At 65.1% G+C, this 18,242-nt stretch carries 18 protein-coding genes; 5 read left to right on the plus strand and 13 right to left on the minus strand.

All coding sequences use genetic code 11. The annotated features are described in order from the left end of the window. Positions 1-108: 108 nt before the first annotated feature. The 9 genes from B7495_RS03810 to B7495_RS03850 form a co-directional block, all read right to left on the minus strand. Positions 109-1,131 (minus strand): NYN domain-containing protein, encoded by a 1,023-nt coding sequence (locus B7495_RS03810; RefSeq protein WP_088455403.1) that lies wholly within the window; start codon positions 1,129-1,131, stop codon positions 109-111. A gap of 101 nt (positions 1,132-1,232) precedes the next feature. Next, the gene (locus B7495_RS03815; RefSeq protein WP_088455404.1) at positions 1,233-1,847 is read right to left on the minus strand and encodes a CueP family metal-binding protein; all 615 of its coding nucleotides are present in this window, start codon (positions 1,845-1,847) and stop codon (positions 1,233-1,235) included. Between the two features lie 72 nt (positions 1,848-1,919). Beyond that, the gene (locus tag B7495_RS03820) at positions 1,920-2,888 is read right to left on the minus strand and encodes a diacylglycerol kinase family protein (protein WP_168195280.1); all 969 of its coding nucleotides are present in this window, start codon (positions 2,886-2,888) and stop codon (positions 1,920-1,922) included. Then, positions 2,885-3,370 carry a phosphatase PAP2 family protein gene (locus tag B7495_RS03825; protein ID WP_205748710.1) on the minus strand — a complete coding sequence of 162 codons (486 nt, stop codon included), beginning with the start codon at positions 3,368-3,370 and terminating at the stop codon, positions 2,885-2,887. Before B7495_RS03825 ends, B7495_RS03820 begins: the two co-directional genes overlap by 4 nt. A 65-nt stretch (positions 3,371-3,435) precedes the next feature. Next, positions 3,436-4,074 (minus strand): dihydrofolate reductase family protein, encoded by a 639-nt coding sequence (locus B7495_RS03830; protein ID WP_088455407.1) that lies wholly within the window; start codon positions 4,072-4,074, stop codon positions 3,436-3,438. A 58-nt stretch (positions 4,075-4,132) separates the two neighbouring features. After that, entirely contained in the window at positions 4,133-4,789 is a 657-nt protein-coding gene (locus B7495_RS03835) for a YigZ family protein (protein WP_088455408.1), read from the minus strand. Between the two features lie 23 nt (positions 4,790-4,812). Beyond that, on the minus strand, positions 4,813-5,526 hold the full coding sequence (locus B7495_RS03840) for a GAF and ANTAR domain-containing protein (protein WP_088455409.1): 714 nt from the start codon (positions 5,524-5,526) through the stop codon (positions 4,813-4,815). Continuing rightward, positions 5,519-6,223, minus strand: coding sequence for a GAF and ANTAR domain-containing protein (locus B7495_RS03845; RefSeq protein WP_168195281.1), 705 nt, complete (start codon positions 6,221-6,223; stop codon positions 5,519-5,521). Before B7495_RS03845 ends, B7495_RS03840 begins: the two co-directional genes overlap by 8 nt. Positions 6,224-6,398: 175 nt before the next feature. Continuing rightward, entirely contained in the window at positions 6,399-9,797 is a 3,399-nt protein-coding gene (locus B7495_RS03850; RefSeq protein WP_088455411.1) for a BTAD domain-containing putative transcriptional regulator, read from the minus strand. Positions 9,798-9,875: 78 nt separating this feature from the next. On the opposite strand from B7495_RS03850, the gene B7495_RS03855 reads away from it, so the two are divergent. After that, the gene (locus tag B7495_RS03855; RefSeq protein WP_240632388.1) at positions 9,876-10,664 is read left to right on the plus strand and encodes a hypothetical protein; all 789 of its coding nucleotides are present in this window, start codon (positions 9,876-9,878) and stop codon (positions 10,662-10,664) included. 50 nt (positions 10,665-10,714) lie between these two features. Beyond that, a complete protein-coding gene (locus B7495_RS03860; protein WP_088457888.1) occupies positions 10,715-11,770 on the plus strand; it encodes a DNA polymerase IV in 1,056 nt (351 codons plus the stop codon). Between the two features lie 36 nt (positions 11,771-11,806). Here the strand turns inward: B7495_RS03860 and B7495_RS03865 are convergent, their stop codons facing one another. After that, positions 11,807-12,595: a hypothetical protein gene (locus B7495_RS03865; protein ID WP_151199517.1), complete on the minus strand. Its 789-nt coding sequence runs from the start codon at positions 12,593-12,595 to the stop codon at positions 11,807-11,809. Positions 12,596-12,860: 265 nt separating this feature from the next. Continuing rightward, positions 12,861-13,550 carry a hypothetical protein gene (locus B7495_RS03870; protein WP_121678469.1) on the minus strand — a complete coding sequence of 230 codons (690 nt, stop codon included), beginning with the start codon at positions 13,548-13,550 and terminating at the stop codon, positions 12,861-12,863. Positions 13,551-13,747: 197 nt separating this feature from the next. On the opposite strand from B7495_RS03870, the gene B7495_RS03875 reads away from it, so the two are divergent. Beyond that, positions 13,748-14,404, plus strand: coding sequence for a CatA-like O-acetyltransferase (locus B7495_RS03875; RefSeq protein WP_088457889.1), 657 nt, complete (start codon positions 13,748-13,750; stop codon positions 14,402-14,404). Between the two features lie 119 nt (positions 14,405-14,523). Next, positions 14,524-15,411: an aminoglycoside phosphotransferase family protein gene (locus B7495_RS03880; RefSeq protein ID WP_168195352.1), complete on the plus strand. Its 888-nt coding sequence runs from the start codon at positions 14,524-14,526 to the stop codon at positions 15,409-15,411. Between the two features lie 334 nt (positions 15,412-15,745). Here B7495_RS03880 and B7495_RS03885 read toward each other — a convergent pair whose 3' ends face one another. Then, a complete protein-coding gene (locus tag B7495_RS03885) occupies positions 15,746-15,955 on the minus strand; it encodes a hypothetical protein (RefSeq protein ID WP_088455414.1) in 210 nt (69 codons plus the stop codon). A 97-nt stretch (positions 15,956-16,052) separates the two neighbouring features. Next, positions 16,053-16,601, minus strand: coding sequence for a hypothetical protein (locus tag B7495_RS03890; RefSeq protein ID WP_151199518.1), 549 nt, complete (start codon positions 16,599-16,601; stop codon positions 16,053-16,055). A gap of 337 nt (positions 16,602-16,938) precedes the next feature. Here B7495_RS03890 and B7495_RS03895 point away from each other — a divergent pair, with 337 nt between their 5' ends. After that, positions 16,939-18,219, plus strand: coding sequence for an LCP family protein (locus tag B7495_RS03895; RefSeq protein WP_240632389.1), 1,281 nt, complete (start codon positions 16,939-16,941; stop codon positions 18,217-18,219). The last annotated feature ends 23 nt before the right edge of the window (positions 18,220-18,242 follow it).

An 18,242-nucleotide genomic window follows, 5' to 3' on the forward strand; every position in this document is an offset into this window, starting at 1 on the left:
AAATTTCACACAACAGTTGAATTTACACGCTCAACGCGGCTCGCGCTGGGTCGTTAGTCCCGCAAGGTGGGGGTATGGGCCCGCCGCGGGGCCCGAAACGCCGGCGGCTCAGTGTCCGGCGTTCGCCTCCGGGCGCAGCCGGATGAGGCGCTGCGAGCCGTCCTCGGCCAGCTCGGCCAGGTCGCTGCGTGAGGAGAGGAAGTCGGTGAAGGAGCGGAAGCCGAGCGGCTTCTCGTTGAAAGACGGGTCCATCCGGCGCATCTGGTTCTTGACCGTGCCCGTGTTCAGCCACTCGTCGTCATCGCCCTTGGCGTGACCGATCTGCAGCGCACGAACGAGGAGCTCCGTTGCGAGCGACTGCGGGTCGACGTCTTCGGCCGCTTCCGGCTCGTCGTAGGGGGAATCGTCGGTGTGCGAGAACATCGGGATTGTCGTGAGCTTGCGGGCCGTGCTGGCCGGCGGTGCGGGCTCCACCTCAACGGGTTCGGCCGCTCGGCGGCCACCCTTGGGCTTGTCCGCACGGGCGGTGTCGGCATCCGCGCTCGCGGCGACCTTCACGATTCCCGGCAGCGAGTCGTAGTCCTCGAACTCGTCGCAGGCGGCCGCGAGCGAGGTGCTGGTCGACCCGGCGACGCCGATGCCGACGACGAAGCGGCCCAGCCGCTTCGACTTCTGGGCCAGGGCGATGTAGTCGGAGTCGCCGGCGATGATGATGACGTGGGTGAGGTCGGGCAGTCGAAAGAGATCTTCGACCACGTCGACGGCCAGACGGATGTCGGCGCCGTTCTTGGTCCCCCGGGTGGTGGTGGTGAACAGCTGGGTGAGGTCCACCGCGCGGGACATCAGCTGGCGCTGATAGCTCGCGTTCACGGGCACCGACCAGTCGGCGTATGCGCGGTTGACGACCAGTGTGCCGAAGGATGCGGCGAAGTCGATGATGGCGTTGAAGTCGACCGTAGCGGCGGCCAGCCGGGCGGCGACCTCGGGGTCGGCATCCCGGCTCGTCTTGTCGAAGTTGCGGATGCCGTCGCGCTGGAAGGCGTTGCGGCCGTGCAGCTGCTGATAGCGCGAGATGACGATGTTGTCGAAGTCGATGTACAGGCCTACGCGTGCGTCGTTCGGTTCGGTCATGGTGAGCTCCTTAGCCACAGGCGGAAAACTCAATAGCGATCCGGTGCTTCCAGTCTGGTGCGCGTGGTGCGGCGAGAGCAACTCGGAGCGCGCACGGACGGTCAACTCAGTTGCACGGTGGTGACACAGGTGGGATCGTCCGTGCCGGTGCCGACCGGCACCTCCGCGGTGTTCTCACCGTCGTCGATGCGCATCGTGAGCTCGCGCCCGGCCGGGAGCCACACATCGAAGAAACCGTTCTCAAACGTGGTGACGGTCTCGTCGAGGAACACCTCGTTGTTGGCGTCGTCGGTGATCGTCACCTGCAGCTCCTGGTCGGCGAGTTCCCCGACGCAGGTCGTCAGCGAGTGGAAGTAGCAGTCGTGGGTGTCGTTCAGATAGGGCGCGACGGAGAGGTGGAAGTCGTCGGTCGGGAGGGGGACGCCCACCTCGTCGTCCCCGCTGGAGAGCAGTAGCTCGTTGACCCGCACGGAGGCCATCAGGCCGGCCGGGCGCTCGGCCAGTGGCTGCGACTGGAGCTGCTCGATGAGGTCCTCCACGTTGGCGGGCGCCGCGATGTCGAACTCGGCGAGCATCGACTCGGCATCCACGCCCAGCCCGACCGGGCTGTCCGGAGCGGTCGGTGTGGGGGTGCTCTCGCCGCCGCTGGAGCAGGCCGCGACGGAGACAAGGAGGACTAGCGTGCCAAGGCTCGCTGCGAATCGTGAACGGATCATGTCTCCAGCGTGCTGCCGACCGGTCGCCGGTCCCAGCGACAAAGGTCCTAGTGGCGCGGATACTCAGCGTTCTCACGGGCGGTAGATCTCGATTGCCGCCGGTAGTACGCGCACGGTCGCCGCGCGCGTACCGCCGGGGATGAACGGTGGCGCCTTCTGAACTTCCCCGTCATGCGCGTAGAACTGGGCGCTGTCGGTGTTGGACCGCAGGGTGATTGCCGTTCGCTTGAACACGAGGCTGTGCCGTGGAGCGTGGAACATCGGCTCCGGACCGTGGTCGGTGCGACTGCGGGTCCGGCTGGACAGTAGGGAGAGGAACCCACGTCCGCGGGATCGGGCTGTGGAGCGCAGGATCCGGACATCCAGGACCCCGTCGTCGAATCCCTGCCGTTTCAGTGGGGCGCCTCGGGGCGGGGCGTAGCGCCCGACTCCGATGAACATCGACCAGACGCGAAGTTCCTGGCCGTCAAGACTGCCGTCGAGGGGCGCGGCAGTGAATGCGGCACGTAGCGCGGCGGCGAGTGTCGCCAACGGCCGGCCGATGGTGGGTTCCATCCTGGTGCGGAACTGGACGAACCGGGGGTACACGCCCACGCTGAGGGTGTTGAGCGCGAGGACCCTGCCGCGATCGCCGAAGTCGATTTCTGCGAGGTCAACCGCGGATCCGGTTCCTGCTTGCGCGGCAGCGATGCCCGTCGCCAGATCGGGAATCCCGACCGTGAGCGCGAAGTGGTTGAGAGTGCCACCCGGCAACACGAGCAGGGGCAGGTGGGTCTCAAACGCGACCTCTGCCGCTGCGGCGACGGAACCATCGCCGCCGTACACGCCCAGGATGGTGGGCGGGGTGGTCGAGCCCACGGCAGCACGCATCACGTCGGAGATGCGCTCGCCCTTGCCGAGGACATGCACAACGGCGTCGGGCATTTCGCTGTCCAGGATTGGTTTCGGGTCCGGCCGTCGCTTGGTTTGGCCGGAGTGCGGATTGATCACGAGGAACAGGCCGGCGCCGGTGGGCGCAGGTCGGAGCCCCTCGCCGGTCACAACGCTGCCCGACGGCGGTGGAGGGCGGCGTCGGCCGCCGCGATGGCCGTCCCCAGCAGGGCTCCACCGACCACGTCGGAAAACCAGTGTGAGCCGGTGTGCAGACGGGAATACGCCACGGCCACGGCCATCGGCACGAACACCATGGCGAGCCTGGGGTCATCAAGCGATGCCCCCACCGCGAAGGCGAAGGCGCTGGCGCTGTGGCCGGAGGGGAACGTCGCCGAGGTAGGTGGCCGCGGAAGCCGACGACGACGGGGAACACGACTGAGCAGGGGGCGTGATCCGCCGAAAAACTGCTTGCCGAAGAGGTTGGCGGTGAGGCTCGCGATACTGAGCGCTGTGATGCCGCGCGCGGCGGCGGACCGGTGGCCGGTGGCCACCAGGACGGCGCCGGCTGCCGCCCAGAGCTTTCCGTGATCGGCAAGCGAGGACAGGCCGACCATGGATCGATCGAACCGGGCCGACGTGGGCCGGCTCACACGATCGAACATCGTGTGGTCAAGGGCCCGGATGGAGCGCGCTGGTCGCACCCTTGCCGCTGGCATCAGGTGTCGAGATCCTCTCGGCTCATATCGCCCGTCGCCGGCACCGAACCCGTCGGACCGTACCGGAGGAGAACCGCTCCCTTCTCCGAGGCCGGCTCGGCGCCGAGCAGCTCCAGGGCCATCGGGGGTCCGTCGTCGGGGAACAGTCTCTTGCCAGCCCCGACCACGATCGGATATACCCACAGGTTCAGCTGGTCGAACAGGCCATCGGCGACCAGGGTGCGGGCGAAATCGATGCTGCCGATCACGTGGATTTCCCGGTGCCGCTTACGCAGCGCGGTCAGCTCCCGGGCGAGATCGCGGCCGAGCAGGTGCGAGTCGCGCCAGCCGAGTTCCGGCGAGCCCCGCGACGCCACGTACTTGGGGATCGAGTCGAACGTGCGGGCGATTCCGGCGGCGGGCCCGTCGAGTTGATGAGGCCAGTACGCCGCGAAGATGTCGTAGGTACGCCGCCCAAGTAGCAGCGCGTCCATGGCCTGGATCCCGGCGTCGACCTGGGCGCCGACGGTGTCGTCGAACAGGGGCGCCTGCCACCCGCCGAACGCGAATTCGCTATCCGTGTCTTCGTCGGGACCGCCGGGAGCCTGGGCGACCCCGTCGAGGGTGGTGAAGTGGTCGATGTGAATCCGACCGGACATATGATCTCCCTTCGGCGCGATGCAGCCCACTGTAGGCCTCTGTTGCCCCGGCGGGGCGTCAGGCGGGTTCGACGTCGACCCATTCGTGGCCGAGGCTCTCCAGGTGTTCGCTTCCGGCCGTTACGTGGGCGACGATCGCGGCGAGCCGCTCGGCGTCATCATCGGCGATGTGCAGCACGGCGTCCTGCCCATAGTCCGTGCCCAGGATGAGCACACCGCGCTGGCGCAACTCGGCCTCGATGCGGCCCGCATCCGTATGGGGGAGGGTGAGCGTGAACAACTCACGGCGTTCGCGTTCCACGAGCGCTCCGAGGGACTGGGCCCGATCGATGGTGGTGGTCACGGCGTCCGAGTAGGCGCGCACCAGACCGCCGGCACCGAGGAGCGTGCCACCGAAGTACCGAGTGACGACAGCCAGGCAGTCGACCAATCCGCGTCCCGACAGCGCCTCCAGCATGGGGCGCCCTGCGGTTCCGGATGGTTCCCCGTCGTCATTCGAGCGGCGCACCTGATCGGGGGTGCCCCGCGGCCCGATCACGAATGCCGAGCAGTGGTGGCGAGCGCCCCAACGCTTCTTGCGTGCCTCGTCGATCGCCGCACGCGCGGCATCCTCGGTGTCGATCCTGACGAGACTGCAGAGGAATCTGGATCGTTTGACGTCGATTTCGGCCTCAACATGGCTGCCGAGGCCGCCGCGCAGAGTGAGATCAGACATGTGCCCAGTCTCGCGCAGTTGGATCAGAGGCTGAGCTCCCGGGCGACGAGACTTTGCGCGACCAGGCTCAGGGACGTCTGGTGCGAACGGGCGTGTCGGCGAATGAGGTCGAAAGCCATCTCAATCGACACATTTGCGGTTTCCGCGACGACGCCCTTGGCCTGCTCGATGATGATCCGGCTCGAGAGAGCTTTCTGCAGCTGATCGCGAAGCGTTGAGGCATCACGGATGGTGCGCTCCTGCAGGATGCCGATGGTCGCCACGTCGGCGAGGGCCTGTGCGGCCCGGATATCGTACTGATTGAGCTCCCCGCGCTCGTTCCGCATGAGATTCAATGTGCCGATTGTCGTCTCCCGGAGTCGCAGGGGGATGGCGTAGACCGAGTGGATGCCCTGGGAGCGGGCGGTGTCGCAGAACGCTGCCCAGCGGGAGGAACCGACGTCGATGTCCGGCAACGACACCACGGTACGGGTGCGGAAGCACTCCAGGCAGGGCCCCGCGTCAGCGTCGATTTGCATCACTTCCACGAGGGTGTTCGCCTCGCTGGTGGAGGCGACGACCTCGAGCTTGTCTGCGGCATTGGCCAGGAGAATTCCGGCGGAATCGACGTCGAGGAGATCGCGGCAGGTCTCCACCAGGGTTTGCAAGAGCTCGAGGACGTCATATCCGACAACGAGGGTGTCCGCGAAGGTGGCGAAGGCATCAAAGAGCAATTCGAGGCGGGTCGTTTCATTCATGAGATCGGCCCGTGTTGGTCAGCGCGGTGAAGCGGATCCGCCGTTCGATGACGTCCTGGGCGATCTGGCGCATCGGACGATTCTCGGCGAAGGCCCGCGCCTGGATGATCAGGTGTGCGTCCTCGGCGGTCGTTCCGAGTTGGGCGAGGACCATGCCCGTCGCCTGATGGATGAGTCGCCGTGAGAATGTCGTCGTATCGTCGGGGATGCTGTCGGTGCTGATGGCGTGGCGCAGGATAATCCGGCTGACCAGGGCTGAGAGGGCGAGCGTCTGCCCCTGTTGCTCGGGGGTGAGGGAGACCGGGGCTATGGAGTACAGGTCAACGGCGCCGATCTCCAGCGGGCCGAAGAGAAGCGGAAAGGCGAAGATCGCCCCGATCTCCTCCTCACGAATAGCGTTCAGGAAGGCCGGCCAGGAGACGCTGCTCGTGGAGGCGAGGTCGGGTTCGAGAACAGGTTCCCGGTTGACCAATGCGTCCCAGCACGGACCTTCACCGAGGTCGAATTGCAGTTCATCCACTCGCCCGGCGCGGGCATCCGTGGCTGAAATCGTTTCGGCGCCAAGAAACGATCCGAAGGTCGAGATCGAGGCGCCCGAGATGGGCAGAAACCGCAGGAATGGGCGGGCAAGCTCGGAGATCCGGGCTCCACTATCGGACAGGGCATCCGATGCCATCAGGAACGGATCATTCGCCATGACTGCTATTCCTCCTGTTTTTTGCCAGAGTACGCGGCAGAGATCGGCTAGCCAACCCATTGCATTCTGGCGCGGTTAGTCGTAGATGACGGCAATACCCTGACGCTCCAGCTCAGCTGGCCGTCCCGCATGGCTTGCAGCTGTTCGGTGTGTGTCCGACCCAGTCCGTGAGGGATCAATCGCGGCATGCCGGCGTGTAGGGCCGAGCGCCCAGGAGCTCCCCCCACTCCTGTTCGGTCAGTACCCGTCCCGCGACCTGACACGCGCGTTCCTCCCAGGCCGCCGGGTCGGCGATGACCACCTGCGTACTCCCATCGGATCGTTCAAGAGCCAGGGTGCGTTCGCTGCTCTCCGCACCGGCCGACCTCCGCACGACGAACTGGTCGGTGCGAAAACCCGCCGACCAGTCGCCGAGGTCCCACGTGATGATCGCGCCGTCCTCCCCGGCGGCCACCAGCTCACCGGTCGGCCGGTACTCGACCGCGGTGACCGCGCCTTCGTGATTACGAAGCGACTCCGCAACGTCTCCGGTCTCGGTCTTGAACACCACGACGCCGGTGCCGGCGGCGACAGCGAGGTGACTGCCGTCAGGGCTGAAATCGGCCACCGATGGAAAGTCAGTCAGCGGGACGGTGACGGGCGCTGCGCCCCCGGTCGAGTCGACGATGCGCGCCGCGAGTAAGCCATCCCGGACCGCGATCCGACGGCCGTCCGGGCTGACGGCCAGAATCCCGGCTCCGGCGATCCGATCCAGCACGGCACCCGATGCCGTCTCGTACACCACGGTCGGTCCGAATCGGCTGGCGTACAGCCGCGAACCGTCCGGCGAGAATTTCACCGCGCCGAACTGGCCGACCCACCCGATTGGGGCGGCGAGCTCTGACCCGCTCACGTCCAAACTCAGGATTGTCGGGCCGGACGGGTTCTCTGCTCCGCCTCGCCACAGGGCGACACTCCCAGACGGCTCGAACGGGCGTGTCGCCGCGAGCGCCGCGAACAGGGATCCGTCGGCGGAGTACTCGACATCCGCCGCTGTCCCAGCCAGGCCTGCGTAGGTCGTCACGGACGAGCGTCCTCCGTCCGCGAGATCCACCGTTCCCGTTCGCCCACTAGGGCAGGGGAGGACGCTACACAGGTCCGAGGTGGCGCTGTACGCGACGGTGCCCGAAGCGGGGTCGACGGCCGATGACACCACGTTCCCGCCGAAGGGGCCGTACTCGCCGAGCTGCGAGCGGCTGTCAAGATCGAAGAGGCGCACATCGTCATCGCTATCGATCACCGCTGCTCGAGTCCCGTTCTCCGCGACCGACATGCTCTTCGCAGCCACACCGTCTTCCTGGATACGAATGATGCTCGTCAAGCGGGGCGCGCGCGCGAAGACCCGCACAAGATTGACACGTGTTTCGGAACTGTCCCAGAGTTGGATGGCCTCGACCGCGAGCAGCAGCGCGCGATCGAAGTGCGGCTCCTCGAGCGCCGACGCGGCGACGCGGCGTGCCTCCCCAACCGTCGCACGCTCGCCCGCGAGGTTCGTCTGGAAGCCCGCGATGAGGCCCGCCGTGACAGCGAGGATCGCGAGACCCGCAGCGCCGGCCGACACCCATTTCAGACGTCGCACCATCCGGCGCTCTGTCCGCAGTTGCCTTTGGGCGGCCTCGAGTCCGGCGGACTCCTGCTCAGCCGCCGCGTTGAGGAAGTCTCGCTCGACCGGCGTGAGTGCGGGATCGGCCGCGTCCCTCCAGCGCTGGGTCGCCGTCAGCCGCCCGCCGCGATAGAGCTCGCTTTCGGGTCGTCCCATCGCATCCCAGGCGGCGGCCGCGGCTCCAAGGTGTCGCATGATCCGCTGGCCCTCGACATCGTCCGCGAGCCAGTCCTTCAACCGGGGCCATTCCCGTGCGAGTGCTTCGTGCGACAACTGCACCGATTCCTCGTCGGTGGTGAGCAGGCGCGCATCGACCAACCGATCGACGATCCTCGCGTGGGCGTCGTCGATCGAAATCCGTGAGCGTTCAATCCGACGAGCTACGACCGCACCGTCCGCGGATGCTTCGACGAGTCGGAGGAGGATGTCGCGCAGCAAATGCCTGTCCTCAGCCGGGAGCGCGGCGATGACCTCTTCAGCCGTCTTCGCGACGGCGCCCTTGATCTCACCGGAAGCCCGATAGGCGTCGACGGTCAGGACGCGGCCCTCACGCCGTGCCCACACCTGGCGCAGGGCGTGGGACAGCAGCGGAAGGTTTCGCCCATCGGCGTCGCGGACGAGGATCTCGACGAGGCCCGGCTCCAGGATGAGCCCGGCCTGCTCCGCGGGCTTTTCGATCACGGCCCGGAGCCCGTCGGGGCCGAGCGCGGTGAGCATGAGCATGTGCGACTGAATGATCCCGGCAAAGCCGTCGTGATCGGCCAAGTCGCCGAGACGGTCTGCGCGGATCGCGATGACGAGCAGGCCACGGTAGACCATGCGCTGCAGGGCGCCGAAGAACTCCCGAATCTCGGCGGGGTCGTCCGCGGCGAACGCGTGCTCGCATTGATCAACGATGAGCAGTGAGTTTCCGGGCGTGAGACCAACATCGCGCAGTGCATCGATCGGATGCTCGCCGGGCGTCACGATGGCGACTTCTCTGCCGCGGGCGATCACCTCCGCGCCGATCCCCGCCCTGACGAACGAGGATTTGCCGACACCCGATGAGCCGGTGACGAGCAGCACGCCGTGTTCGTCGAGCGCTCGCAGCGCCCCGGACAGCTCCCGCTCGCGACCGAAGTACCGCTCGGCGTCCTCCACGCGCGCGTGAGGCAGACCGAAGTACGGACACTCGGTACTCCCGGGCCGGAAAACTCGGTCGGACAGTAGGGATGGATCTTGCCGGAGGATAGCTTGTTCCAGCTCAGCGAGCTCCGTGCACGGATCCAGCCCCAGCTCGGAAGCGAGAAGCCCTCGCGCCCTGCGTACGGTGGCGATGGCCTCCGCCTGCCGCCCCTGGCGATATTGCGCCACGCTCAGCACCACCCAGCGTCGCTCCCGCAGTGGAGCTTCGGCGACGCGGGCGCGCGCCAATGCGGCGACCTCCTGAACCTCGCCGGCCTGGAGCCGTGCGTCGAGGAGAAGCTCCTCGACCCCCAACCGCATCTCCTCGAGACGACCGGACTCGATTTCTGCCGGCGCCCAGTCAATGAGGTCGACGAAGGGCTCACCTCGCCACAACGCGAGCGCCTCCGAAAACGTATGCGTGGCACGCTCGGGTTCACCGAGCTCCAGTTGCTGAGTGCCCCGCGCAACGAGTCGCTCGAACTGATCGGCGTCGACCGTGAGGTGCTCTGCGGACAGCCGGTATCCGAGTGCGGTGGTCTCGATCTGTGCCGGTGCGATCAGCCGGCGCAACCGCATGATGCATCCAGGAATGATGTGCGACCACGACGCGGGCAAGTTGTCGCCCCAGAGCGCCGCCGCGAGGGACTCGACCGACAGGGATTCACCGAGGCGGACCGTGAGCGCACTCATCACCGCACGATCGCGCGGAGCAAGAGGAATCCGACCGTCGTCAAGAGTCAGCGATCCAAGGACGCGTATCTCCATGACGCCACTGTGCGCTCGCCTCCGACATCAGTCAAGACGGCCGATATCGGGCCGATACCGGCCGGCTGGGCTTCCGGTATGCAGCTGATATCGGCGCGTCCTTTACTGACTTTGCAGCCATCTCGCTGCACGGTCCGAACGGAAGGATCAGACATGTGGACATCATCCCGGCGCTCAGGCGCCACTCATCCGACGCGTTCGCCGCTGGCGGGTGTCGTGGTCGCCCTGCTGGCGTGCGCCGGTTTCGCGGCCTGCACCGCAGCGGCCGAGAGGCCCACCCCCGCACCGACCGCGGAGACTGAAACGACCAAACCGCTGCCGGCGACCGGTGCCATCGACGCCGGCACCTACGTCGTCTACGGCTTCACAGCACCCTTCGAGGTCACCGTTCCAGACGGCTGGGAATCCTTCGGCTGGGGTGTCCTGAAGGATTGGGAGGTCTTCGTGAATTTCCTGAGCCCCGGCTATGTGCCGACGGATGCCTGCGCCTGGCAGGAAGCGCTCGTCGCCGTGGACCCGTCGCCTGAGGCCTTTGTCGCTGCGATGACCGCGCAGGCTTCAACGGAGACCACACCGCCGGTTGAGGTCGTGATGGGCGACTATTCAGGCTTTGAGTTCGACTACTCCGTCGAGAGCGGCATCAACATCAACGACTGCGGCAAGGAACACGTCTGCCTCTGGTCGGAACAGGCCACCGACTGCACACGCGGGTACTCAATGGTGACCGAACGCGAGACCGAGCGGGTGCTCGACCTGAATGGTGAGCTCGCTCTCTTTGCGGTGGGTGAGTTCCAATCGGTCACTGACGAGTTGACGGAAGAGGCGCGCGCCGTCTTCGATTCGATCGAGTTCGTCCGTGAAGAGTGACACTCTCGACGAGGTCGGGGCAGACTGGCGGCGTGAGCGGAATCCCCTGGATACTGCACGTCGATCTTGACCAGTTCATTGCGGCAGTCGAAGTGCTCCGACGACCGGAACTTGCGGGCCGGCCGGTCATCGTCGGCGGTCGGGGTGACCCCACGGAACGAGCGGTGGTGTCGACCGCCTCTTACGAAGCCAGGGCGTTTGGAGTGGGCTCCGGGATGCCCCTGCGTATTGCGGCCCGCAAGGTGCCCGACGCCGTGATCCTGCCGGTTGATCAGGAGGCGTACCTCGCGGCGTCGGAAACTGTGATGGCTGCCCTGCGTGCGCAGCCCGGAGCCACCGTGCAGGTGTTGGGTTGGGATGAAGCCTTTGTCGGCATAAAGACCGAGAATCCGGAAATCTACGCCCGGCAGGTGCAGGCCGCTGTACTGGAGCGGACTCTGCTGCAGTGCAGTGTGGGCATCGGCGACACTCTGGTCCGCGCCAAGGTCGCCACCGGTTTTGCCAAGCCGGCCGGCGTCTTCCGTCTCACGGCCGGGAACTGGCTCGGTGTCTTGGGCAGCCGGCCCACCAAGGATCTGTGGGGCGTGGGAAGCAAAGTGTCTGGCCGGCTGGCGAAACTCGGTATCAACACCGTCGCCGAACTCGCCGCGACCGACCCCCAGGACCTGGTCCTGGAGTTCGGGCCCAAGATGGGGCCGTGGTACGCGGAACTCGGACGCGGGGACGGTGCCAGTGTTGTGGATGACACCCCGTGGGTCGCCCGCGGGCATAGCCGGGAGACCACCTTCCAACGCGACCTGACCGACCCTGCCCAGGTGGACGACGCCGTGCGTGAGCTGACGGCGCGGGTGCTCGAGGATGTCCTGGCCGAAGGGCGGCCCGTCATCGGGCTGACCCTCAAGATTCGCTATGCGCCGTTCGTCACCACGACCCGCGCGAGGAAGATCCAGGGCACATCCGATGGCAACGAAATCCTCGCGGGGGCCCTGGACCTCGCGACCGGAATCGAAGCGGGCCGTCCGATCCGGCTCCTGGGGCTGCGGGCCGAAATGGCCATGCCAGACGACGCCCGACAGGGCCATACTCCGACGCGTGGCGGTTGGTGACGGCGACACTCCCTTGCCTGTCAGCGCGGATGAAGGTCACTCCATGCTGGAGAACGGTGCGTACGGATCGAGGGTCTCGCCGTAATTGCGCTCGACCAAGCCGTAAGTCTCCCAGAGGGGTTCGCTGAGCGTTCCGCCGACGAGGCAGTACGATGCGCCGGCTTCGGAGATGTCCGCTGCCGCGCTGTGATCGGTCAGATCCGAATAGACGAAGAAGTAGCCGTCTCCCCGGTCGATCACTGTGGAGTCGGCCAAGGGTGCGTTCTCGTAGTCGGCGCGGGTGCGGGGTGCACCAGTGACGGTGGAGGAAGTGTTGAACTCGATCTGATTCTGGGCTGAGGCATCCATGCACAGCCGGTAAGCGCCGCCGGCGGTGAGGGTGCCGGGTTCTGCGAGCGGTGTTGGTGCCGGCGTCGTCAAGGGGAACTCATCGTCGGCAGGCAGGCCTGTGTCCGGCGTCGGCGTCGAGCTGGCAGTCGGCGCCGCGGTTTTGACCGTCGCCGGGGCGTTCGACGGGGCGCACCCGGCGAGCACAACAGCGAGGAGTGGCACGATGAGGAGCGGACGGATGACGTTGCTGCGCTGGAACATCCTTGGCCGAATTACCATTCGCCGGCCGAGAGGTAGCGGGGGATGGCGTGCACCGCTGAGGAAGTAGGACAGCACGAAGGCGACGATCGCCAGGGTGTTCGTTTTCCCGGACGGGGCGAGTGGGGCAACATGCGGCTGTTCCGCTTGCCGTTTGTTGCGGCGAAGCTGCGTAGTTATGAGGGTCGCGACAACTGCGATCAGCAGTACGAGCATCGCTATGGTCAACAGATCCACGATCTCACCCCTATCAGCGGATGTGGGCAACCCCAATCCGAATAGCCAAGATGGTCGGGCCTGGAACACCGCTAGACCCGCTCCAGGGAGTCCACCTGAAACCTACTGGGGAACCAGCGACCACCCTCGCCCCAGAACAGGGGCAATGGGCCGTTTGCGTTGATTATCCGTCCACTCCACTGTCTCGAAATCCACGGGATGGGGGCAGGTGGCTCGAGAGACCACACAGGGGCTATGCCATTGCTGTCGGGTGGTGCGGTTTGTCTTAGAGGAATTTCTTGGCGGGCGTGACCGTGGGGGTTTCGACCTCGTCTGGCACTCGCCACTCGAGACACACTGCCGCAGCCAATGTCCCGAGGGTGACGGCGACGGCCGAGAGACTGCCAGGCTGAATGAGCGCAGCCGCGATGAACAGTGCCATTGCCACTCGGAATCCGGCGGTGCGTAACCGTGGTCGAGGAATAAGCCCGGCTGCCAGGATGACGATCACGGCAGTGACTAAGACTGCCGTCACGGGCAGAAGGGGCTGGACCCAGTAGTTGGCGCCCGGCGCCTGATCGATAGGACGGGTGCTTGTCGCGTACCAGGTGGACCAGCTGAACATGGCGATGGGCAAAATTGAGATGCCTGCCATGAGCCGCGACTGTATTCCCGACGACTTCAAGTCCGCCATGGCGATACCGAGAGCGATCAGCAGAATAACGCCATACACGCCATACGTGGCCACTCCAACACCGATGTAACCGATGCCGTCTGCGCAATAGAACGAGCCAGGATCATCGCTGCCCATGTGATGGAAACTGCACTGGAAATGTAGGTCCTCCCGCACCAGTCCCAGCAGAAAGCCACTTCCCGCAAAAACGGATGCAACGAAGCCGACGCTCAGACTCAGTATCGCGCTGCCCCTCGGATTCACGGCATCCTGCTCATGTCGTCCCGCTAACAACACCGTCACAGTTCATCCGCCCACCCTATTGCGCCCTGGCGTCACCTGCCCAGAGTGCTGCGGGCCGGCACACACTCCCCTTGCGCGGCGTTGGCCGCCGGGTGCGGAGAAAGAGAGAGCCCCCAACAGCCAGACGAAGGCCGGCCCGACGCTGCCGACCACGTAGCGGACCGGTGGAGCTGCCTACCCGACTTAGGCTCGAGAGCATGACACATACACGTGCGATCGATATGCACAATTGGCCTCGGCGGGAGCACTTCGAGCACTACCTCACCCGCGTCGAGTGCACTTATGCCATCACGGTCGAACTCGACGTCACAGAGTTGGTAGCGGCGCTTCGTGTCCGTCCATGGAAGAGCTATATCGCGCAGGTATGGGCCATCGCCTCAGTAGTGAATAGACACGTCGAGTTCCGGATGGCTCTCACCGATGAGAAGATCCCCGCGACCTGGGACATCGTTCACCCTGCATTCACCGTCTTCAACCCGGAGCGAGAGACGTTCTCCAACGTCTGGTCTCCTTTTCACGCCGACTTCTTTACCTTCCATGAACACGCGGCCGACGTCTTGGCCAGATACCGCACCTCCACGTCGTTTCAGCCGCAACCAGACATGCCCGCAAATGTGTTTGATATATCAAGCGTTCCGTGGACGTCGTTCACGGGGTTCAGCCTGCAGATACGCGACGGCTGGAAGCATCTTCTGCCGATATTCACCCTGGGTCGGTACAGGGAGTCTGGGGGGCGAACCATGATGCCCGTCGCCATTCAGGTGCATCATGCGGCCGCTGACGGTTTCCACACCGCTCGCCTTGTCCAAGAGCTGCAAGAACTCTTTTCCGACCCCTCGTGGCTCGCCAATTAACGGACCTGAGCCCGATGACGGACGTCACGCACGAGCGGCTGGGCGTCAGTAGTCGGATCGCGTGCAAACGCACCGGGCTTAGTCACGCGCGGGCAAAGGTGTTGATTACGATGTGCAGCATGAGCGGCGGGCATGACCTTGGACCCCTGCCTGCCCGTGTCACTGTCGACAGCGAACTAGTGCAGCGGCTCATCGCAACACAATTTCCCCAGTGGTCCGCCCTCCCTGTCACGCCGGTCGCCCTCGGCGGATGGGACAACTGGACATTCCATCTCGGCCCGGAAATGTCGATCCGACTACCTAGCGCGGCTGAGTATGCCCTCGCGGTGGAGAAGGAGCAGCATTGGCTCCCTCAGATCGCCGGCCAACTCCCGTTGCCCATTCCGACCCCTCTGGGGAAGGGACGCCCGAGCGAGGATTATCCGTTTTCGTGGTCCGTTTACGCGTGGCTCGACGGAGAGACGGCCGCCGCCGATCGCGTTGCCGACCCGCTTCGGTTTGCTGAGGACCTCGCCGACTTCCTCGAAGCGTTGCAACAGATAGACCCCACCGGCGGACCCCGCCCTGGTACGCATAATTGGTTCCGCGGCGGCTCACTGCGCACTTTTGACGCGACACTACGAAACGCGCTGAGTGTTCTTGAGGGCCGAATCGACGTCGGGCTAGCGGAGGACATTTGGGGCGCAGCTTTGAGCGCTCCTTGGGATCGTGCGCCAGCGTGGTTCCACGGCGACATCGCTCAAGGCAACCTGTTGCTCGTCGATGGCCGGTTGGCGGCCGTCATAGACTTTGGAACCTGCGGTGTGGGTGATCCATCCTGCGATCTTGCGGGAGCCTGGACACTACTGACCTCGGAGGGTCGAAATGTGTTCCGGAACCAGCTGGATATCGACGCTCCGGCGTGGGCGCGTGGGCGGGGCTGGGCGCTATGGAAGACGCTTTCTACCTATGCGGGGACATTCGACCAACAGGACGCACGAGTCACGAGGTGCTCTCAGCGCCCTTGAAGCAATCTTCAACGAATTCGAAAGCTCGAAGTGAATTGGCCGTCCGGTTAACGACGCTCTCCTTTATGAGGCATCCTGGCGGCATCGGCTCATGCCGTCGCGGCTGCGAGACTTCAGAGCCCTCGCTGGCCCCGCTCGATGTCGGCTCGCACGTCCGACATGGCTCGAGCGAGTTCCGGGTCGGAGCCTTGAAGATCCCGAGCAGCGGATGGGTTGAGCCGCCGCCGCGACGACAGCAGGTAGAAGACCGCCAGAAGCACAAGATGCTCCCTCAACCCAGCTCAGCGCTCTGCCCGCGGGGCGTGCGGTGTCGTCGTATATCCCACGACGAGAGCTAAATATCGTCGTTGCGACTCTGCGTGTGTACCGTGAGTCCGACACCTGCGATCGCAAACATGATCCCCGCGATCAGGATGATCCATAGGTTGCCGGCACCTTGGAAGAGGATCATGATTCCCCAAACGATCAACGCGGCGCCCTGCACGTAGGGAATATCGAAGTGTCGACGCCAGCCGGATTTACCAGTCTTTGAGGCTTCCACCATGGTGAATTCCTTCCGGGATAGAACCGAATTGCACGCAGAAGTCCGTCTCTCTTTAGGGCGGCCGCAGGGGCCGTCGCCCGTGACGTTGCTCAGCATTTCAGGACGGAGGCGGAGCCTCGGCAAATTCTGACGCGAAGGGTGGCAGCAGCGCGAGCACGAAGGGATTCTGTACGTAGTAGAGCACCCCGTCTCGCCAGGCGAAACCACTGCCCATTGTCGGATCATCGCCGGGCTTAGACACGTACACCCATCCTTCGACGATTTCATCGACCACCTCGTGACCGTCGGCAGCAAACTCTGACTTAGTCACCGCCCACTGATCCTCATCCATGGCAAGCTGGCCAACGTACACGGCACCATCGAGGATCACGACATCGTCGATAAGGCCACCGCAGGCTATGCCATCGCTGACCATTCTGTCGACCAGGGGGTCGACAGCGTCAGGCTCACTTTTGTGCAGTTGCACCACCTCGGCGGACCTCCCGAAAAGGTCCTGAGCCAGCTTCCCCGGCATGAGGTCGTCGCAGCTTGCCAATGAGGTTGTTGTGCCGGTCTCTGGTTGAGATGGAGTTACGCATGAGGAGAGACCGGCGCCTAGGACCAACACAAGAACGGCGGTGCCGTAGGTCTGGGCGGGAGATCTCATAATGTTGATGGTATTGCCGCTTCGTGCACTTCGTGGGCTGCCAACAGCCGGTGCCCCGGTAGGGCCTGGGCATGTATGCCCCCAATAGGGGAGTGATCTTGGACGGAAGTGCTCTGTCACCGGTCGGTTTCGGCATTCGTTCGATTCGTAAGGCGTAACGTGTGTGCTCGGTGCTCGCGGGGTGGGGGTCCTAGGGGGCGGTTGCGTCCACGGCGCTGATTTGGATTCTGAGATGCAAGTGAGAAGGGGACACGTGTTCTCTGTTGGGTCTTCCAGTCCGATTCGCTATCCAGATCCGGGCTCTCGACCTGTCATGACGCGTCGAGCGTGGTGGCTCGTGGTCTTGAACATCCTGATGCCGGGATCTGCGCAGGTGCTCGCTGGTAGCCGCGGCCTCGGCCGGTTCGGCCTGCGCGCGTCTCTGAGCTTCCTCGCGCTGCTGGTAACGGCCGGCGTGGTGTACAAGGTCAATCCCGAACTCGTGCTCACCGTGGCCACCAATACGATCGGCCTGTGGGCCCTGGCCACGGTGATGTTGTTCTACAGCCTGCTGTGGGTAATCCTGACCTTTGACACCCTTCGCCTGGCGCGTTTGGTGAGGATTCGCCCCAAGGCTCGGCCCTACATTGCAGGGCTGGCGACGATCGTCATGATCGTCGTGGCCGGCTCGTCCGGGTACGGCGCCTACGTGGCCACAACGGCAAGCGGCGTCCTCTCAACGATGTTCATCACGGCACCGTCAGAGCCGCCGGTCGACGGCCGCTACAACATTTTGCTCCTGGGCGGGGACTCTGGTCCTGACCGAGACGGTATGCGCCCGGACAGCATGTCGGTGGTCAGCATCGACGCCGAGACGGGGCAGGCCGTCATCATCGGCCTGCCCCGGGATCTCACCCTGGTCCCCTTCCCGGAAGACTCGCCGCTGAACGCGGCGTACCCGAACGGCTATGGCTACCAGGACTTCTGTGATGTCACGGCGTGCATGCTCAACGCGATTTACACCGAGGTGGATCAGAAGAGTCCGGAAATGTACCCCAACGCCGTGGCCGCGGGAAGCGAACCCGGAATCGAGGGGATGCGCGACGCCGCACGCGGTATCACCGGTCTCACGATTCAGTACTACGCGCTCATCGACATGCAAGGATTCTCCGACCTCATCGACGCGCTCGGCGGCGTGGACATCAACGTCGCCGAACGGCTCCCCATCGGCGGTCGGGAAGACGATCTCAGCGACGTCGAAGGCTGGGTGGAGCCGGGTCAGCAGCACATGGATGGCTTCAACGCCCTCTGGTACGGACGGGCCCGCCACGGCTCCAGCGACTACGACCGCATGGCCCGTCAGCGCGTCCTGCAGCAGGCGATCCTCACGCAGTTCACGCCCGCGAACGTGCTAACCAAGTTCCAGGGGATCGCAGCGGCCGGCCAGCAGGTGGTCAAGACCGACATCCCGCAGGGCGCGTTGGGGTATTTCACCAACCTGGTCGGCAAGACGAAGGCTCTTCCCATGGCCACCGTCGAGCTCGTCCCGGACAACGGGGTCGACCCGTCAGAACCGGACTACGACTATATTCGTGGCCTGATCGCTGCTGCACTGGCGCCGCAGCCGACAGTGGAGTAAGCCAGCAGCTCGAGGGTTCTCAA

It is taken from the genome of Cryobacterium sp. LW097 (genome assembly GCF_002205495.2).
In the GTDB taxonomy this organism is placed as follows: domain Bacteria; phylum Actinomycetota; class Actinomycetes; order Actinomycetales; family Microbacteriaceae; genus Cryobacterium; species Cryobacterium zongtaii.

What these genes read in the sequence shown, in the direction of transcription:
- B7495_RS03810 (WP_088455403.1), bottom strand. Translation starts at nt 1,131, where the DNA reads ATGACCGAACCGAACGACGCACGCGTAGGCCTGTACATCGACTTCGAC.
- B7495_RS03815 (WP_088455404.1), bottom strand. Translation starts at nt 1,847, where the DNA reads ATGATCCGTTCACGATTCGCAGCGAGCCTTGGCACGCTAGTCCTCCTT.
- B7495_RS03830 (WP_088455407.1), bottom strand. Translation starts at nt 4,074, where the DNA reads ATGTCCGGTCGGATTCACATCGACCACTTCACCACCCTCGACGGGGTC.
- B7495_RS03835 (WP_088455408.1), bottom strand. Translation starts at nt 4,789, where the DNA reads ATGTCTGATCTCACTCTGCGCGGCGGCCTCGGCAGCCATGTTGAGGCC.
- B7495_RS03840 (WP_088455409.1), bottom strand. Translation starts at nt 5,526, where the DNA reads ATGAATGAAACGACCCGCCTCGAATTGCTCTTTGATGCCTTCGCCACC.
- B7495_RS03845 (WP_168195281.1), bottom strand. Translation starts at nt 6,223, where the DNA reads ATGGCGAATGATCCGTTCCTGATGGCATCGGATGCCCTGTCCGATAGT.
- B7495_RS03850 (WP_088455411.1), bottom strand. Translation starts at nt 9,797, where the DNA reads ATGGAGATACGCGTCCTTGGATCGCTGACTCTTGACGACGGTCGGATT.
- B7495_RS03855 (WP_240632388.1), top strand. Translation starts at nt 9,876, where the DNA reads ATGCAGCTGATATCGGCGCGTCCTTTACTGACTTTGCAGCCATCTCGC.
- B7495_RS03875 (WP_088457889.1), top strand. Translation starts at nt 13,748, where the DNA reads ATGACACATACACGTGCGATCGATATGCACAATTGGCCTCGGCGGGAG.
- B7495_RS03880 (WP_168195352.1), top strand. Translation starts at nt 14,524, where the DNA reads ATGAGCGGCGGGCATGACCTTGGACCCCTGCCTGCCCGTGTCACTGTC.
- B7495_RS03885 (WP_088455414.1), bottom strand. Translation starts at nt 15,955, where the DNA reads ATGGTGGAAGCCTCAAAGACTGGTAAATCCGGCTGGCGTCGACACTTC.
- B7495_RS03890 (WP_151199518.1), bottom strand. Translation starts at nt 16,601, where the DNA reads ATGAGATCTCCCGCCCAGACCTACGGCACCGCCGTTCTTGTGTTGGTC.